We start from the raw sequence: 16,908 nt of genomic DNA, 5'->3' as shown, positions 1-16,908 counted from the left end.
TGGTGCACGCTCAGATGTTGAAGCCGAGCGCCCGCATCTGCTCGCGGCCGTCGGGCGTGATCTTCTCCGGGCCCCACGGCGGCATCCACACCCAGTTGATGCGGAAGCCGTCGACGAGGCCGTCGAGCGCCTGGCCCGTCTGGTCCTCGATGACGTCCGTGAGCGGGCAGGCCGCCGACGTGAGCGTCATGTCGATGACGGCGGTGCTGGTCTGGTCGATGACGACGCCGTAGACCAGGCCGAGGTCGACGACGTTGATGCCGAGCTCGGGGTCGATGACGTCACGCATCGCCTCCTCGACGTCGGCCACCGTCGGCGGACCGGCAGGGGTGGTGATCGGTTCGGTGGTCATGCGTCCTCCGTCGTACGGGCTCCGGACAGGATGAGGGCGTCGTTCAGGGCGACCCAGCCGAGCTGGGCGCACTTCACGCGGGCGGCGTAGCGGGAGACCCCGGCGAACGCGATGGCGTCCCCGAGCGACTCCTCGGCGTCGTCGGACAGGCCGGCGCCGCGCGACTGCATCAGCTCGCGGAACGTGCCCGCGAGCCGGTCGACCGTGGGCAGGTCCTGGCCCGCGACGAGGTCGTGCAGCACCGAGATCGAGGCCTGGGAGATCGAGCACCCCTGCCCCTCCCACGCGACGTCGCGCACGACCGGCACGTCGCCGGAGGTGTCCACGTCGACGTGGAGGGTCACCTCGTCGCCGCACGTGGGGTTGACCTGGTGCGACGTCGCCGCGCAGGTGCCGTGGTCCGCCACCGCGACGCCCACGGCCGTCGCGCCCTCGGGCAGGCCGCGGCCGTGCGGGAACTTGGCGTGGTCGAGGATGACCTGCTGGTACAGCTGCTCCATGGCCGAGCTCATGCGGGCCTCCCTGCGGTCGTGGCGTCGTCCATCCCGAAGAACGCGCGGACCCCCGCGAGTGCTTCCCGGAACGCCGCGACGTCGTCGTCGGTCGTGTAGACGCCGGCCGACGCGCGCGCCGTCGCCGCGACGCCGAACCGGCGGTGCAGGGGCTGCGCGCAGTGGTGGCCGACGCGCACGGCCACACCGGCGTCGTCGAGGACCTGCCCCACGTCGTGGGCGTGGACGCCCTCGACGACGAACGACACGGCTGCCAGGCGGTCGACGTTCTCGGTCGGGCCGACGACCCGGACACCGGGCACGGATGCGACGGCGTCGAGCAGGAGGCCGGCGAGGTGGCGCTCGTGCGCGGCCACGCCCGCCATGCCCAGCTCCGAGAGGTACTGCGCCGCAGCGCCCAGCGCGACGGCCTGCGACACCATCTGCGTCCCGGCCTCGAACCGCTGCGGCGGCGGGGCGTACGTCGTGGTCTCCATGGTGACGACCTCGACCATGGAGCCACCGGTCGTGACCGGCGGCATGGCCTCGAGCAGCTCGCGCCGCCCGTACAGGGCGCCGACGCCGGTGGGGCCGTACATCTTGTGGCCGGAGAACGCCGCGAAGTCCACGCCGAGGGCCCCCAGGTCCACCGGCAGGTGCGGCACGGACTGGCAGGCGTCGAGCACCGTGAGCGCCCCGACCTCGCGGGCTCGTGCGACGAAGGCGTCGACGGGCGTGATCGCGCCGGTGACGTTCGAGGCGTGCGTGAACGCCAGCACGCGGGTGCGGTCGGTGACGACCGTGGCGAGGTCCTCGACGCGGATCCGCCCGTCGTCGTGGACGCCCAGCCAGCGCAGCGTGGCACCGGTCCGCGCGGCCAGCTCCTGCCACGGCACGAGGTTCGCGTGGTGCTCGGCCTCGGTGACGACGATCTCGTCGCCCGGCGCGAGCGCGAACCGGCGGGCGACCTCTCCCCCGCGTCCCAGGGACGCGTTGGACATCGCGTACGCCACGAGGTTGACGGCGGCCGTCGCGTTCGACGTCCACACGAGCTCGCCCGGGGACGCGCCGACGAAGCCGGCGACGCGGGCGCGCGCGTCCTCGAACGCCTCGGTCGCCTCCTCGGCGAGCTGGTGCGCGCCGCGGTGCACGGCCGCGTTGCGGCGCACGTAGAAGTCCTGCTCGGCGTCGAGGACGACCTCGGGCTTCTGCGACGTGGCAGCGCTGTCGAGGTAGACCAGGGGCCGGCCGTCGCGCAGCGTGCGCTCGAGCAGCGGGAAGTCGGCCCGCACGGCGGCGAGCTCGCCGGCCGACAGGGTCGCGGCGTCAGCAGGAGCGGGCCGCAGCGGCTCGAGCGTGCTGGTCATGGGGTCCTCCGGGCGGACGGGAGGCGGCCGGCGGTGCGCGGGACACGCAGTGGCGACGGTCGCCAGGGACGACGGGTGCGACGGCCGCCGGGTCCCCCCGGCGGCCGTCGCGACGGTCTCAGACCGACGTGCCGGCCGGCAGGAACCGGTCGTAGCCCTCGTTCTCGAGGCGCTCGGCGAGCTCGGGGCCGCCCTCCTCGGCGATCCGGCCGTCGACGAAGACGTGCACGAAGTCGGGCTGGATGTAGCGCAGGATGCGCGTGTAGTGCGTGATGAGGAGCACACCCACGTCGCCACCGGCCTTGACGCGGTTGACGCCCTCGGACACGACGCGCAGCGCGTCGACGTCGAGACCCGAGTCGGTCTCGTCGAGGATCGCGAAGCGCGGCTTGAGGAGCTCCATCTGGAGGATCTCGTGACGCTTCTTCTCGCCACCGGAGAAGCCCTCGTTGACGGACCGCTCCGCGAACGTGGCGTCCATCCGCAGGGCGTCCATGGCGCCGCGCATGTCCTTGACCCACGAGCGCAGCGGCGGCGCCTGACCGTCGATCGCGGTCTTGGCAGTCCGCAGGAAGTTCGAGACGGACACGCCGGGGACCTCGACGGGGTACTGCATGGCGAGGAACATGCCGGCGCGGGCACGCTCGTCGACGCTCATCGCGAGGACGTCCTCACCGTCGAGCAGCACGCTGCCCGACGTGATCTGGTACTTCGGGTGCCCGGCCAGCGAGTACGCCAGCGTGGACTTGCCGGACCCGTTGGGGCCCATGATGGCGTGGGTCTCGCCGCTGCTCACGGTGAGGTCGACGCCGCGCAGGATGGGCTTGGGGCCCTCCTTCGTCTCGACGCTGACGTGCAGGTCGCGGATCTCCAGGGTGGACATCGGGGTACTCCTCGGGTTCAGAGCGGCGCGTCGACGTCGACGAGCACACGCTCGCCGTCGACGGTCACGGGGTAGACGGGGACGGGCTTGATCGCGGGCGGCGACAGCGGCTTGCCGGAGCGCAGGTCGAACCTCGACCCGTGCAGCCAGCACTCCACCGTGCAGTCCTCGACCTCGCCGTCGGACAGGGAGACGGCACCGTGCGAGCAGATGTCGCTGATCGCGTGCCAGTCGCCGGACTCGTCACGGACGACGGCGACCTCGACGGGTCCCGTCTCGCCCTCGAGCTCGACGCGCAGCGCGCCGGCGACGGGCACGTCCGCGGTGTAGCAGGCCAGCTGGGCGCTCATGCACGCTCCGTGGAGAGCGCGGCCTCCGAGCCCTCGACGCGCGGCTCGGTGCCGAGGATCGCGGACATGGACTTCTCGAGCTCCGCGTCGATGGCGGCGGTGAGCCGCTCCTCGACCTCGGGCACGCCGATCTCCTGGATGAGCTCGGCGAAGAAGCCGCGGACCACGAGGCGACGCGCGTCGGTCTCGGGGATGCCGCGCGAGCGCAGGTAGAAGAGCTGCTCGTCGTCGAACCGGCCGGTGGCGCTGGCGTGGCCGGCACCCTCGATGAGGCCCGTCTCGATCTCCAGGTTCGGCACCGAGTCCGCGCGCGCACCGTCCGTCAGCACGAGGTTGCGGTTGAGCTCGTAGGTGTCCGTGCCCTCGGCGGCCGCGCGGATCAGCACGTCGCCGACCCACACCGTGTGGGCGCCGACGCCCTGCAGCGCCCCCTTGTACGTCACGCGGGACACGCAGTTCGGGACCGCGTGGTCGACGAACAGGCGGTGCTCCTGGTGCTGCCCCGCGTCGGCGAAGTACAGCCCGAGCGCCTTGACGGACCCGCCCTCGCCGACGAACTCGGTGTCGGGGGTGACGCGCACGACGTCGCCGCCGAGCGTGACGACGATGTGCTTCACGGACGCGTCGCGGCCGATCCGCACGCGGTGGCTCGCGGCGTGGACCGAGCCGGAGGCCCAGTCCTGCACCGACACCACCGTGAGGTGCGCACCGTCCTCGGCGACGATCTCGACCGTCTCGGTGAGGTTGGCGTGCCCGACGTGGTCGAGCACGACGACGCCCTGCGACAGCGGCTCGGCGTGGACCAGCAGGTGCGTGGCCGTCGGCTCGAGCGGCGCGTCGGCCAGGCCGGCGCCCTCGACGCCCTCGACGACGATCGACGTCACCTTGGAGGACACCGACTCGCGCGGCAGCGTCACGACGGTCGCGCGGTCGAACGACGCCCACGCGGTGGCCGCGGCCCGGTCGCCGGGCTTCCCGGCGGTGCCGAGGCGCGCGTCGTCACGGTCGACGATCTCGACGCGGGCCTCGGGCGACTCGACGACGGTCGTCAGGACGCCGCGGCCGGTCAGGATGCCCTCGCTCGCGGCCGCGAACAGACCGGCGAAACGGTCGACCGGGGCGAAGCGCCACTCCTCCTCGCGCCCGGTGGGCACGGGGAAGTCGGCGACGTCGAAGCTCGTGGGCCGCGACGCGCGCGACGACTCGGGCACGAGCCCGCCGTGCGTGTGGGCGCCGTCGGCGACGGCGCGGGAGTGGTCCGTCGAGAGGCCCGCGGCGGGCGTCTCGTTCGTGGTGGTCGTCATCAGCCGACGGCCCCTTCCATCTGCAGCTCGATGAGGCGGTTGAGCTCGAGCGCGTACTCCATGGGCAGCTCGCGCGCGATGGGCTCGACGAACCCGCGCACGATCATGGCCATGGCCTCGGTCTCGGTCATGCCTCGGGACATGAGGTAGAACAGCTGGTCCTCGCTCACGCGGGACACCGTGGCCTCGTGGCCCATCGACACGTCGTCCTCGCGGACGTCGACGTACGGGTAGGTGTCCGAGCGCGAGATCTGGTCCACGAGCAGCGCGTCGCACAGCACGTTGGACGCCGAGTGCTCGGCTCCCTCGAGGATCTGCACGAGCCCGCGGTACGACGTCCGCCCGCCGCCGCGCGCGACCGACTTCGAGACGATCGACGACGACGTGTGCGGTGCGGCGTGCACCATCTTCGAGCCCGCGTCCTGGTGCTGGCCCTCACCCGCGAACGCGATCGAGAGCGTCTCGCCGCGTGCGTGCTCCCCCATGAGGTAGATCGCGGGGTACTTCATGGTCACCTTGGAGCCGATGTTGCCGTCGACCCACTCCATCGTCGCGCCCTCGGCCGCGGTCGCCCGCTTGGTCACGAGGTTGTAGACGTTGTTCGACCAGTTCTGGATGGTCGTGTACCGCACGCGGGCGTTCTTCTTGACGATGATCTCGACGACGGCCGAGTGCAGCGAGTCCGACTGGTAGATCGGCGCGGTGCAGCCCTCGACGTAGTGCACGTAGGAGCCCTCGTCCGCGATGATGAGCGTCCGCTCGAACTGGCCCATGTTCTCGGTGTTGATCCGGAAGTAGGCCTGCAGCGGGATCTCGACGTGCACGCCCGGCGGCACGTAGACGAACGAGCCGCCCGACCACACCGCGGTGTTGAGTGCGGCGAACTTGTTGTCCCCGGACGGGATGACCGAGCCGAAGTACTGCTCGAAGATCTCCGGGTGCTCGCGCAGCGCGGTGTCGGTGTCGAGGAAGATGACGCCCTGCTCCTCGAGCGACTCCTGGATCTGGTGGTAGACGACCTCGGACTCGTACTGCGCCGCGACGCCCGAGACGAGCCGCTGCTTCTCGGCCTCGGGGATGCCGAGCCGGTCGTACGTGTTCTTGATGTCCTCGGGCAGGTCCTCCCAGCTGGTGGCCTGCTTCTCGGTGGACCGCACGAAGTACTTGATGTTGTCGAAGTCGATGCCCGACAGGTCCGCGCCCCACCAGGGCATGGGCTTCTTGTCGAACAGCCGCAGGGCCTTCAGGCGCGTCCTGAGCATCCACTCGGGCTCGTTCTTGAGCCGCGAGATGTCGCGCACGACGTCCTCGGACAGGCCGCGGCGCGCGACCGAGCCGGCGACGTCGGGGTCGTGCCAGCCGAAGGTGTAGTTGCCGATGGAGGCGATCGCCTCGTCCTGGCTCAGCGGCTCTGCGGCCGCCGGCCGGGTGGCCGTGTCGTCCGTGGGTGCGCTCATCGTGTCGGTCCTTCCGTCGAGTGCACGGGGGCTGGGGGGGTCGGGGTCGGTGCGGGGACGGCCGTCTCGGCCGTCCCGCCGAGGACGGGGTCGTCAGGGGGTCCGGTACCGCCGGGCGTCGCCGCCCGGGTCGGGACGGTCGGGATGCTCGTGGTGCACACGTGGCCGCCGGACGTCAGGGTCGACAGCCGCTGCACGTGCACGCCGAGCAGACGGCCGAACGCGCGTGCCTCGGCCTCGCACAGCTGGGGGAACTGCGCCGCCACCTCCTGCACCGGGCAGTGGCCCTGGCACAGCTGCACGACGGACGTGCCGGGCACCGGACGCACGGACGCGGCGTAGCCGTCCCCGGCCAGCGCGCGCGCGAGCGCCTCGGCACGAGCCGCGACGTCCGGGCCCGCGGCGTCCACCGCGGCGGCGTGCCGGTCCTCGAGCTCACGCACGCGGTGCTCGGCGAACTGCTCCACGGCCTGCGGCCCGGCCGCGCGCGCGAGGAACCCCAGCGCGTCGGCGGCGATCTCGGCGTAGCGGTGCGACAGCGCCGTCTGCCCCTGGCCGGTGACGACGTAGCGGCGTGCGGGACGGCCGCGGCCGCGGGCCGCGGCACGGCCGCGGTGGACGGCGACCTGGTCGGCGAGCTCGAGCGCCTGCAGGTGGCGGCGCACGCCGGCGGCAGCGAGGTCGAGCGCGGACGCGAGGTCCGCGGCGCTGACGGGCCCGTCGGCGGCCACGATCTGCAGGATGCGCCGGCGCGTGGACGCCTCGCTCACCGCGTCGGGGGTGCGGTCGACGACAGGCGTGGGACCTGTCATGCGCACCTCCGGGAGCCAGGCGTGGACCCCGTGGCGGGTCCGGACGCGACGAACGCAGAACTGCGTTCGATATCGGCAACATCCTTGTTGCCGAAATCCATCCCCGCAAGCAAGGCGTACCTTCGTCGGACCCCCGCACGCGCGTGCCGCGTGCCTCACGTCACACCCGGGCGGCGGCCTGCCAGGCGTCGTGCTCCGCGCCGCTGCGCGCGGCGCCGGTGCTCGCTGCGCGGCTGCTCGCCGCCGCGAGCGCGATCCGGCTCGACTCGATCTGGTCCGCCGGTGCACCGTCGCGGGCGCGGCGCTCGAGCGCCGACGTGAACAGGTGGACCGCCTCCACGCACCGACCCGCGTCGTAACGCACCTTGCCCTGCCCCTGGTCGGCGAACGCGAGGACCGCCGAGCAGTCGCGCCGGGTCGCCTCGTCGACGTCGTGACGGACGATCGCGGCCTGCGCAGCACGGCGGACCGCGTCCACGACGACGTCCGCGGCGTCGAGCCGGTGGCGCCAGTGGAGCACCTGCGCGAGCCGCAGCAGGGGCCGCCACGTTGCCGCCGGCACGTCGTGACCACCCGGGCGTGGGACGTGCTCGAGCGACGCGGGGCCACCGTGGCGCGCGACGTCCGACCACGCGAGCTGCTCCGCCGAGGCGAGCGCCCCGAGGATCCGGAGCCACACCACGCGCTCACCGTCACCGTCGACCCCGCGGCGCTCGAGGAGCTCCACGTGCTCCCACGTCGCGGTCACGTCCAGCGGGACCTCGCGCAGGGTCGTCGTGTCGATGCGGTACGTGACCACGGAGCCTCCCGGCCGGTCTGGACGCGCGGGGATGATCCGGACGCACCCCCCTGCGCGCCGTAGGTTAGGGCGGCCCGCGCACGCGCCGTGCGCCGTGTCCACGACCAGGACACCTCCCACGGAGCACGCCCCGGGCACGAGCGCCTAGACTCGCGCCCCGTGCCGCACTCCCCCGCCGTCGAGGTCCGCGGCCTCGTCAAGAGGTACGACGGACGCGCCGTCGTCGACGGCCTCGACCTGTCCGCGGCCGCCGGTCGCGTGACGGCCGTCCTCGGCCCCAACGGCGCCGGCAAGACGACCACCGTCGAGTGCTGCGAAGGGCTGCGTGCACCCGACGGCGGCACCGTCCGCGTCCTGGGGCTCGACCCGGTCGCCGACGGCGCCGCGCTGCGGCCCGTCATCGGCGTGATGCTGCAGGACAGCGGCCTGCCGACGGGCGTGCGGGCCCGCGAGATGCTGGACCACGTCGCCCGCATGTACGCGGCTCCGCTGGACACCGACGCGCTCGCCGACCGGCTCGGCCTGGGCGCCTTCGCGCGCACCACGGTGCGCCGCCTGTCGGGTGGGCAGCGGCAGCGCCTCGCGCTGGCCGTGGCGGTCGTCGGGCGTCCGCGCGTGGTCTTCCTCGACGAGCCGAGCGCCGGCATGGACCCGCAGTCCCGGCTCGCCGTGTGGGAGCTGGTGCGCGAGCTGCGCGACGGCGGCGCCGCCGTCATCCTCACCACGCACCTCATGGAGGAGGCCGAGGACCTCGCCGACCACGTCGTGGTCGTCGACCACGGCCGGGTCCTCGCGCAGGGCAGCGTCCCCGAGCTGCTCGCGGCCGGGGCCGAGCCGCAGGGCGCGGCGACGCTGGCCGTGCACGCGGCGGGCGACGTCGACCCTGTGGGGCTGCGCGAACACCTGGGTGCCGGTTTCGCGGTCGAGCGCCGTTCCGGCTCGACGCTCGCCGTCACCGGCGCTGTGGATCCGGCGACCGTCGCCGCGGTCACGGCATGGTGCGCGGCGCACGACGTGCTGGTGACGCGGCTCGACCTGGGACGGCGCACGTTGGAGGACGTCTTCCTCGACCTCACCGGCCGGAGCCTGCGATGACCGCCCCGGTCCCGGACGCGGACGTGCAGCAGGCCGCCCCCGCCGTGCGACGCGTGCTCGCGCAGGCGGCGTTCGAGGCGCGCATGATCCTGCGCAACGGCGAGCAGGTGCTCGTCGCCGTCGTCATCCCGGTGCTCGCACTCGTCGGTCTCGTGAAGGGCACGTTCGTCGAGATCGACACCGACGGTCTCTCGCGCGCCGACTTCCTCACGCCGGGGGTGCTGGCCCTCGCCGTGATGACGGCGTCCTTCACGTCGCAGGCGATCGCCACGGCCTTCGACCGACGCAACGGGGTGCTGCGCCTCATGGCGACGACGCCGCTGGGGCGCGGCGGGCTGCTGGCGGGCAAGGTGCTCGGCGTCCTGGCCGTCGAGGCGGTGCAGGTGGTCCTGCTGGGCGCTGCCGCGTTCGCGCTGGGCTGGCGCCCCGACCCCGTGGGCGTCGTGCTCGCCCTGCTGGGTGTCGCGCTCGGGACGGGTGCGTTCACGGCGCTCGCCCTCCTCGTGGCCGGCACGCTGCGTGCCGAGGCCGTGCTCGCGCTGGCCAACCTGCTGCTGCTGGTGCTCGCGCTGGGCGGGGGCGTGATCGTCCCGGCCGAGCAGCTGCCCGGGCCGCTCGCGACCGTCGCCGCGTGGTTGCCGTCGGGTGCGCTCGGCGACGTCCTGCGCGGTGCGCTCGTCGACGGTGCGCTGCCGCTGCTCCCGGTGCTCGTGCTCGCGGGCTGGACCGTGGCGCTGGGTGCCCTGGCGGCGCGCCTGTTCCGCTGGCACTGAGCGCCTCGGGGCGTCGGCCGCGATGCCCGGCCGGTGAGACGTACACCGCACCCCGGGACCGCTCGTGGCGGCCGGAGCGTCGCACGCGCGACCTACGCTGGACCCCGTGACCGGCACCTTGCCCTCCCCCGACCCCACGTCCCGGAGCGAGCTCCCGCCCGGCGGGCGCCGCTCCGTCGTCGCCCGAGGCACGGACCTGCTCGACCGCCTCCGCCCGCGGTGGACGAGGCCGGCGGTCGTGGCGAACCTCGTGGCGCAGATCGGCATCGTCGTGACCGGGGGTGCGGTGCGACTGACCGGGTCCGGCCTCGGCTGCTCGGACTGGCCGTACTGCGAGCCGGGCCGGTTCACGCCCGAGTTCCACGCCGAGATGACGATCCACCCGCTCATCGAGTTCGGGAATCGCACCCTGACGGGGGTCCTCCTCGTCCTGGCGCTCGCCGTCGCGCTGCTCGCGGGGCTCGACCGGTCCCGCTCGCCGTCCTACCGCAGGCTCGCCTGGGCGCCGCTCGTGGGCGTCGTCGTGCAGGCCGTCGTCGGCGGGATCACCGTGCTCGTCGACCTGCACCCGGCGATCGTCGGGTCGCACTTCCTCATCTCCGCGGCGCTCATCGCCGTCTCCGCGTGGCTGGTCGTCCGCAGGCGTGAGGGCGACGGGCCAGTGGTGCCGGTCGTCGACGAACGCGTCCGCACGCTGGCGCGCGGGCTCGCGGTCCTCGGCGCGGTGGTCGTCGCACTGGGTGTCGTCGTGACGGGGGCAGGTCCGCACTCGGGCGACGAGGAGGTCGGCTACCGGTTCGCCGTCGACCCGTACGCGATGGCCCGGGTGCACGCGCTGTCCGTGTGGGCGTTCGTGGGGACCCTCGCCGTGATCCTGCTGCTGCTGGCCCGCGCACGTCGGGCCGTGACCGCGGGACCGGCGTACGAGCGTGCCGACGGTCGCGCGCAGCCCGCGCGGGGCATCGCCCCGGTCGGCGCCTCGGTGACGACGCTCGGTGCGTCCCACGCGCTGCGCTCGGGCCTCGTGCTCCTCGGCGTCACCCTCGGCCAGGGGCTCATCGGGTACGTGCAGCTGTTCACGGGGCTGCCGATCGCGCTGGTCAACCTGCACATGCTCGGAGCCGGCCTGCTGATCGCCGCGACCGCGTTCTTCCTCGGCACGCTGCGCCGCCGCGCCGCTTGAGCGGGGCGAGCCCGGGACCGCTCGGGTCCCGGGCTCGCCCGTCAGGCGGGAACGCGGCCGTCAGGCAGGCGTGACCTCGGTGAGGTTGGCCCAGCCGGCCGCGCGTGCGGCTGCCGCGGCGAGCACGCCCGTCACGGTGGTCGGGCTGTGCAGGCGCCCCGCCAGGACGCCGGCCACGGCGTCGTCGAGCGGCACCCACACGGGCACCATCGCCGCCTCCTCCTCGCCGCGCTCGTACCGCTCGTCGTCCGGCACGGGCGTGAGGTCGCGCGCGAGGAACACCGTGATGCGCTCGTCCGAGCCACCGGGCGAGCTGAAGTACTCCACGAGGCGCCACCACCGGCCGGCGACGAGGTCGGCCTCCTCGGCGAGCTCGCGTGCCGCGGCAGCGACGAGGTCCTCGTTCTCGACGTCGAGCAGCCCGGCCGACGGCTCCCACAGGACGTGCCGCACCGGGTGCCGGTACTGCGAGAGCAGCAGCACGCGGTCGTCGTCGTCGAGCGCGATCACCGCGACGGCCCCGGGGTGGTCGACGTACTCACGCACGACCTCGCCGTCGTCGAGACGCACCGTGTCGGACACCAGGTCCCACACCCGCCCGTCGTGCAGCAGTCGGTGCTCCACGACGTCCCGCTCGCACGGGACGTCGACGAGCGGCACGTCGCTCACGCGCCGGTCCGTGCCGCGAGCGCAGCGCCGACCAGGCCGGAGAAGAGCGGGTGCGCACGCGTCGGCCGGGACTTGAACTCCGGGTGCGCCTGCGTGGCGACGTAGTACGGGTGCTCCTCGCGGGGCAGCTCGACGAACTCCACGAGCGACCTGTCGGGCGACACCCCGGAGATCACCAGGCCTGCGGCCTCGAGCTTGTCGCGGTAGGCGTTGTTGACCTCGTAGCGGTGGCGGTGACGCTCGGAGACGCGCTCCGCGCCGTACACCTCGGCCACGACCGACCCGGGCGTGAGCCGCGCGTCGTACGCCCCGAGCCGCATGGTGCCGCCCAGGTCGCCCGCGCCGTCGACGATCGAGAGCTGCTCCTCCATCGTCGCGATGACGGGGTGAGCCGTGTCGGGGTCGAACTCGGAGGACGACGCGCCCTCGAGCCCGGCGACGTTGCGGGCGTACTCGATGACCATGCACTGCAGGCCGAGGCACAGGCCCAGGGTCGGGACCCTGCGCTCCCGGGCCCAGCGCAGCGCGCCGAGCTTGCCCTCGATGCCGCGCACGCCGAACCCGCCCGGCACGAGCACGGCGTCGACGCCACCGAGCGCCTCCTGCGCGCCCTCGGGCGTGCGGCAGTCGTCGGACGGGACCCAGCGGATGGTGACCCGCGCGTCGTGGTGGAAGCCGCCGGCGCGCAGCGCCTCGGTGACCGACAGGTACGCGTCCGGCAGGTCGATGTACTTGCCGACGAGCGCGACCTCGAGCTCGTGCGCGGGGGCGTGCACGCGCGTGAGCAGGGCGTCCCAGCCGCTCCACTCCACGTCACGGAACGGCAGACCGAGGCGCTGCACGACGTACGCGTCGAGGCCCTCGGAGTGCAGCACGCGCGGGATGTCGTAGATGCTCGGCGCGTCCTTCGCGATCGCGACCGAGTCCACGTCGACGTCGCAGAACAGCGCGATCTTGCGCTTGATCGACTCCGGGACCTCGCGGTCGGCGCGCAGGACGATCGCGTCGGGCTGGATGCCGATGCTGCGCAGCGCCGCCACGGAGTGCTGCGTCGGCTTGGTCTTGAGCTCGCCCGACGGCCCGATGTACGGCAGCAGCGACACGTGCAGAAAGAACACGTTGTCGCGGCCCAGGTCGTGCCGCACCTGGCGAGCGGCCTCGAGGAACGGCTGCGACTCGATGTCGCCGACCGTGCCGCCGATCTCCGTGATGATCACGTCGACGTCGTCGGACGCCTGCGAGCGCATGCGCGCCTTGATCTCGTCGGTGATGTGCGGGATCACCTGGACGGTGTCGCCCAGGTACTCCCCGCGCCGCTCCTTGGCGATGACGTTGGAGTACACCTGGCCGGTGGTGACGTTGGCCGAGCCGACGAGGTCGACGTCGAGGAACCGCTCGTAGTGGCCCACGTCGAGGTCCGTCTCGGCACCGTCCTCGGTGACGAACACCTCACCGTGCTGGAAGGGGTTCATGGTGCCGGGGTCGACGTTGAGGTACGGGTCGAGCTTCTGCATCGTGACCCGCAGGCCCCGAGATCGCAGGAGTCGACCGAGGCTGCTGGCCGTCAGGCCCTTGCCCAGAGAGGAGGCGACGCCTCCGCTGACGAAGATGTGCCGGGTCAGAGAGTCCGACCGCCCGGAGAGTCGATGTGCGCGATCCATCACGGGCTTCCACGCTACCCGACGTCGGGCCCACCCACGTCCGGCGGCCCGCCCGACGCGCCGATCCGGGTGTCAGCGACGTACGCCGCCGGTGGGCGGCACGGGTGCCGGCTCGACCGCGACGACGCCCCGCAGGGTGCCGGGGTCGAGGACCATGACGGCGGCCGCGACGACGGTCGCCGCCACCACCGCCGCGCCGGCCGCGGCACCGGTCGCGCTCCACACGTCGTCGCCCACCAGGTCCAGGACGGTCGAGGCGACCGCACGGCCGGCGACCGCCCCTGCGCCCGCGGCCACCAGCGCGACCACCGCGGTGCGCAGCATCCCCGACAGCGCGGCGGTGCCCGCAGCCCGCCGCAGCACGACGACGGCCGCGATCCCGCCCGCCGTCATCCCCAGCGACGTCGCGAGCCCGATCGCCCGCAGCACGGCCGACCCGTCCGTGCCCGTCACGAGGAGCAGTACCGGCGCCAGCACCGCGACGCTCCCCCACCCGACGACGTTCGCCGCCACGGCGGCACGCGGTCGCTCGACCGCGTAGAGGGTCCGCGAGACGTGGAACATCACGGCGAGCCCGACCACGCCCGGAGCCATCCAGGTGAGCAGCACGGTCATGGCCCCGATCACCCCGTCCGCGCCGGGCGAGACGCGTGCGAACACGGTCGCCACGGCTGCAGCGGCGGCCAGCACGGCAGCGCCCCCGAGCGCGCCGACCGCGAGCACCGCTCGCGTCGTCACGGCCGACATGCGTGCGAACCGGACGGCGTCGCCGGCGGCCGCGTAGGCCGCCACGCGGGGGAACGTGGACGTCGCCAGGGGGACGACCAGGACGGCGTAGGGCAGCAGGTAGATCTGCTGGGAGTACACGACGGCGGAGAAACCGCGGCCGTCGTGCGGGAGCAGGCCGTTCGCCATGAGCCACACGACGAGCACCGACACCTGCTGCGCGGCGACCGACCCGACGCCCGCGAGCGCCAGCGCACGGAACCGCGTGGCGGCGTCCCCGGGGAACCGCAGCGTGGGCGTGAGGCGGACGCCCAGGCGCCGCACGGGCCCGATCACGGGCAGGCACATGGCGACCACGCCGGCCGTGGTGCCCCAGGCGAGCACGTCCAGCGCGCCGGCCGCCAGCGCCGTGGGGTCGCTCGTCTCGCCGTCCGCCATGGCGCCGTAGACGGCGAAGGTGGCGATGAGCACGACGGAGTTGAGCACCGGCGCGAAGGCGGGCCAGAAGAACCGCTTGTGGGCCTGCAGGACGCCGTACAGCAGCACCGTGACCCCGTAGACGGGGACCTGGACGGCGAAGACGAGAACGAAGAACCGGACCGTCGACGCCATGACGGGGTCGTCGCCCGCGTAGGAGCCCACCACGCCGCTCAGCGCCGCCAGCAGCACACCGACGGGCAGCAGCACGAGCAGGACCCACCCGAGCGCCGCGGACACCACGCGCGCGACCTGGTCGCGGTCGGCCCGCGCCACCGGCGCGGCCAGCAGCGGTATCACCGCTCCCGCGAGGGCGCCGCCGGCGGCGATCTCGAACAGGACGTTCGGCAGCAGGTTCGCCGCGCTGTAGGCGTCGTTGATCGCCTCCGTCCCCACCGTGGACGCCTGCACGATCGTGCGCACGAGGCCCAGCACGCGGCTGACGACGGTGATCGCCGCGATCATCGCAGCAGCGCCCACCAGACCCTGGAGCGCGCGACGCACCCCGGCGCTCATGACGGGAGGGGTCCGCCTGCGGCGGCACCGGTCGCGGGCGAGGACACCGGGCGCCGGCCCCACGCGTCGACCTCGCGCAGCACGGGCGTGCGCTCGATGACCCGCGTGAAGCTCACGCGCTCGCTCACGAGCGTCAGCGCCACCACGACGCCGAGGACGGCCAGCCGCACGGGACGGGGCGCGCCCAGCACCACCGCCGTGCCCAGGACCGCACCGACGGCGTTGGCACCCGCGTCACCGAGCATGTCGGTCTCCGCGAGGTCCGCCTCCACGGCCGTCGAGGCGGCGCCGAGCACGGCGCAGGCGGCGGCACCGCCCGCCGTGCCGACCAGGGGCGCAGCGGCCAGCGAGGCGGCCTTCAGCGCGCGCCCGGGACGCAGGTCGAGGAGGTTGAGCAGGTTGGCGGCACCCGCGACGAGCGCCGCCGACGCGAGGGTGTCGGCGGTCCGCGCGAGCGGCTTCGACGCGGCCCCGCCCCCGGGCGGGGCGACGGCAGCCGCCACGAGCGCGCTCGCGCCGATGCCGAGGACCTTGAGGCCGCCGGTCGTGACGCGCCCACGTGCGAGCGCTCCCAGGTGCCCGCGCAGGCCCTTGGTCCGCGTGGCCGAGTCCTCCCGAAGGTCATCGACCAGCCCGAACGCCCCGCCGCCGAGTGCCGCGACCGCGGTCGCGAGGGTCGCGCGTGCGCCGCCACCGACCAGGGCGCCCGCGAGCACGCCGGCCGCCACGGCGGGGCCCTCCAGGAGGCTCACGGGCTCACCCCGGTGGTTGGTGCGCGTCCACGTCGCGGCGCCGCCGGGAGGCTGCCAGTCGAGGCCGCCGCGCACCACCGCGGTCGCGACGCCCGCGACCACGGCCGGCAGGAGGCGACGCGGCGCGCTCACCCCTCACCACCCGACGTGGTGTCACCGGCGTCCTGCGTGGAGTCCGGGACGTCACCGGCGCCGCCTCCGGCGTCGGGCAGCGCGGGGCTGCGGTCGACCGGCGGCAGCTGGACGGCCGGCGGCAGGACGGTCAGGTCGTCCCCGTAGCCGTAGTGCCCGGGCTGCTGGCCGATGTCGGCGGCGAGCGCGAGGGGCACGGTGACCTGGCCGCTCACGGTGGTCGTGTCGGAGACGGTCGTGGCGTCGGCGAGCTCGTCGTCGCCGCGCACGGCGGCCACGAGCGCGTCGTCCGACGGCGCTGCACCGGCGACGACGACGCCCTGCGCCAACCGCTCGGCGGCGGCGACGAGCGCGAGCTGCGGGCCGAGGTCGTCAGGGGTCTCCTCGGCCGTCGCGGACGGTCCGGTCGCCTCCGGCGCGGCACCCGCGACGAGCACGACGGCGTCGGCCGGCTGCGTGACGTCCTCGGCGAACGTCACGAGCGCCTGGTCCCCCTCGGCGAGCACGTCGAGGAGCGACGACGCGTTCTCGGACAGCGCGTCGGGTGAGGCCGAGTCCCCACCGACCAGCCCGGCGACCAGCGCCTCGGCCAGCTCGGTGTCGGTGCCGGCGTCCGACGCGGGCGGCTCGTCGAGGTACGACACCAGCGTGCCCGCGAGCGTGCGGCGGTACGTCGCGAGCGCGGGGTCGGTCCACGTGTCGTTGACGGTCGCCGTGGCCGACACGGTCGCCCCCGCCTGGCCGAACCGCTCGGTGAGGGCGGTGACCTGCTCCTCGGGCACCTCGCCGATCAGCACGAGCGCCACGCGACGGTCGGTCAGCGTCCCGGCGAGCAGGCGCTCGCCGGACGCGGACACGAAGGCCTCCTCGGCGGCCAGGTCGCCCCCGGTCTCGTCGAGCTGGGTGCGCAGGCCCTCCTTCTCGTCACGCAGCGCCTGGACCTGACCCGTCAGCGTGTCGCCGATGGTCTCCTTCAACGGGCCGGCGCCGAGCGCGATCCCGACGGCGAGCGCGAGGAACACGGAGATGAGCGAGACGATGTGGTACCGGAAGTCGATCACAGGGTGAGCTCTCGATCGGGTGCGCGACGGGTCGCGGCGGGACGTGCG

The 16,908-nt window shown here is 74.0% G+C and carries 17 protein-coding genes; 3 read left to right on the top strand and 14 right to left on the bottom strand.

The genetic code is table 11. The features are described 5' to 3' along the window. Positions 1-10: 10 nt before the first annotated feature. From KKR89_RS08180 to KKR89_RS08140, 9 genes are all read right to left on the bottom strand, one after another. A complete protein-coding gene (locus KKR89_RS08180) occupies positions 11-352 on the bottom strand; it encodes a metal-sulfur cluster assembly factor (protein WP_191779138.1) in 342 nt (113 codons plus the stop codon). After that, a complete protein-coding gene (sufU, locus tag KKR89_RS08175; protein ID WP_208194912.1) occupies positions 349-864 on the bottom strand; it encodes a Fe-S cluster assembly sulfur transfer protein SufU in 516 nt (171 codons plus the stop codon). Before sufU ends, KKR89_RS08180 begins: the two co-directional genes overlap by 4 nt. Continuing rightward, the gene (locus KKR89_RS08170) at positions 861-2,210 is read right to left on the bottom strand and encodes a SufS family cysteine desulfurase (protein WP_208194911.1); all 1,350 of its coding nucleotides are present in this window, start codon (positions 2,208-2,210) and stop codon (positions 861-863) included. Before KKR89_RS08170 ends, sufU begins: the two co-directional genes overlap by 4 nt. 118 nt (positions 2,211-2,328) lie before the next feature. Beyond that, entirely contained in the window at positions 2,329-3,093 is a 765-nt protein-coding gene (sufC, locus tag KKR89_RS08165) for a Fe-S cluster assembly ATPase SufC (RefSeq protein WP_191779132.1), read from the bottom strand. Positions 3,094-3,110: 17 nt separating this feature from the next. Further along, positions 3,111-3,443, bottom strand: coding sequence for a non-heme iron oxygenase ferredoxin subunit (locus KKR89_RS08160; RefSeq protein WP_208194910.1), 333 nt, complete (start codon positions 3,441-3,443; stop codon positions 3,111-3,113). After that, positions 3,440-4,747 (bottom strand): Fe-S cluster assembly protein SufD, encoded by a 1,308-nt coding sequence (gene sufD / locus KKR89_RS08155; RefSeq protein ID WP_208194909.1) that lies wholly within the window; start codon positions 4,745-4,747, stop codon positions 3,440-3,442. The genes KKR89_RS08160 and sufD overlap by 4 nt, the downstream gene beginning before the upstream one ends. Further along, positions 4,747-6,204, bottom strand: coding sequence for a Fe-S cluster assembly protein SufB (gene sufB / locus KKR89_RS08150; protein WP_208194908.1), 1,458 nt, complete (start codon positions 6,202-6,204; stop codon positions 4,747-4,749). Before sufB ends, sufD begins: the two co-directional genes overlap by 1 nt. Further along, positions 6,201-7,016, bottom strand: coding sequence for a helix-turn-helix transcriptional regulator (locus tag KKR89_RS08145; protein ID WP_208194907.1), 816 nt, complete (start codon positions 7,014-7,016; stop codon positions 6,201-6,203). Before KKR89_RS08145 ends, sufB begins: the two co-directional genes overlap by 4 nt. A 160-nt stretch (positions 7,017-7,176) precedes the next feature. Continuing rightward, positions 7,177-7,815 (bottom strand): hypothetical protein, encoded by a 639-nt coding sequence (locus tag KKR89_RS08140; protein WP_208194906.1) that lies wholly within the window; start codon positions 7,813-7,815, stop codon positions 7,177-7,179. Between the two features lie 159 nt (positions 7,816-7,974). Between KKR89_RS08140 and KKR89_RS08135 the strand changes: the two genes are divergently transcribed. The 3 genes from KKR89_RS08135 (at position 7,975) to KKR89_RS08125 (ending at position 10,866) form a co-directional block, all read left to right on the top strand. Then, positions 7,975-8,910: an ABC transporter ATP-binding protein gene (locus tag KKR89_RS08135; RefSeq protein ID WP_208194905.1), complete on the top strand. Its 936-nt coding sequence runs from the start codon at positions 7,975-7,977 to the stop codon at positions 8,908-8,910. Then, on the top strand, positions 8,907-9,683 hold the full coding sequence (locus tag KKR89_RS08130; protein ID WP_208194904.1) for an ABC transporter permease: 777 nt from the start codon (positions 8,907-8,909) through the stop codon (positions 9,681-9,683). The genes KKR89_RS08135 and KKR89_RS08130 overlap by 4 nt, the downstream gene beginning before the upstream one ends. A 196-nt stretch (positions 9,684-9,879) precedes the next feature. Continuing rightward, a complete protein-coding gene (locus KKR89_RS08125) occupies positions 9,880-10,866 on the top strand; it encodes a COX15/CtaA family protein (RefSeq protein ID WP_372438564.1) in 987 nt (328 codons plus the stop codon). Positions 10,867-10,926: 60 nt separating this feature from the next. On the opposite strand, the gene KKR89_RS08120 is transcribed toward KKR89_RS08125, so the two are convergent. From KKR89_RS08120 to KKR89_RS08100, 5 genes are all read right to left on the bottom strand, one after another. After that, positions 10,927-11,526 carry an NUDIX domain-containing protein gene (locus tag KKR89_RS08120; protein ID WP_372438563.1) on the bottom strand — a complete coding sequence of 200 codons (600 nt, stop codon included), beginning with the start codon at positions 11,524-11,526 and terminating at the stop codon, positions 10,927-10,929. Between the two features lie 5 nt (positions 11,527-11,531). After that, entirely contained in the window at positions 11,532-13,196 is a 1,665-nt protein-coding gene (locus KKR89_RS08115; protein ID WP_307802197.1) for a CTP synthase, read from the bottom strand. 72 nt (positions 13,197-13,268) lie between these two features. After that, the gene (gene murJ / locus KKR89_RS08110) at positions 13,269-14,915 is read right to left on the bottom strand and encodes a murein biosynthesis integral membrane protein MurJ (protein ID WP_208194902.1); all 1,647 of its coding nucleotides are present in this window, start codon (positions 14,913-14,915) and stop codon (positions 13,269-13,271) included. Then, a complete protein-coding gene (locus KKR89_RS08105) occupies positions 14,912-15,799 on the bottom strand; it encodes a hypothetical protein (RefSeq protein ID WP_208194901.1) in 888 nt (295 codons plus the stop codon). Before KKR89_RS08105 ends, murJ begins: the two co-directional genes overlap by 4 nt. After that, on the bottom strand, positions 15,796-16,860 hold the full coding sequence (locus tag KKR89_RS08100; RefSeq protein WP_208194900.1) for a copper transporter: 1,065 nt from the start codon (positions 16,858-16,860) through the stop codon (positions 15,796-15,798). Before KKR89_RS08100 ends, KKR89_RS08105 begins: the two co-directional genes overlap by 4 nt. Positions 16,861-16,908: the final 48 nt, after the last annotated feature.

Origin of the sequence: Cellulomonas dongxiuzhuiae (assembly GCF_018623035.1) — a bacterium.
In the GTDB taxonomy this organism is placed as follows: Bacteria; Actinomycetota; Actinomycetes; order Actinomycetales; family Cellulomonadaceae; genus Cellulomonas; species Cellulomonas dongxiuzhuiae.
This window is presented reverse-complemented; position numbering and strand designations above follow the sequence as displayed.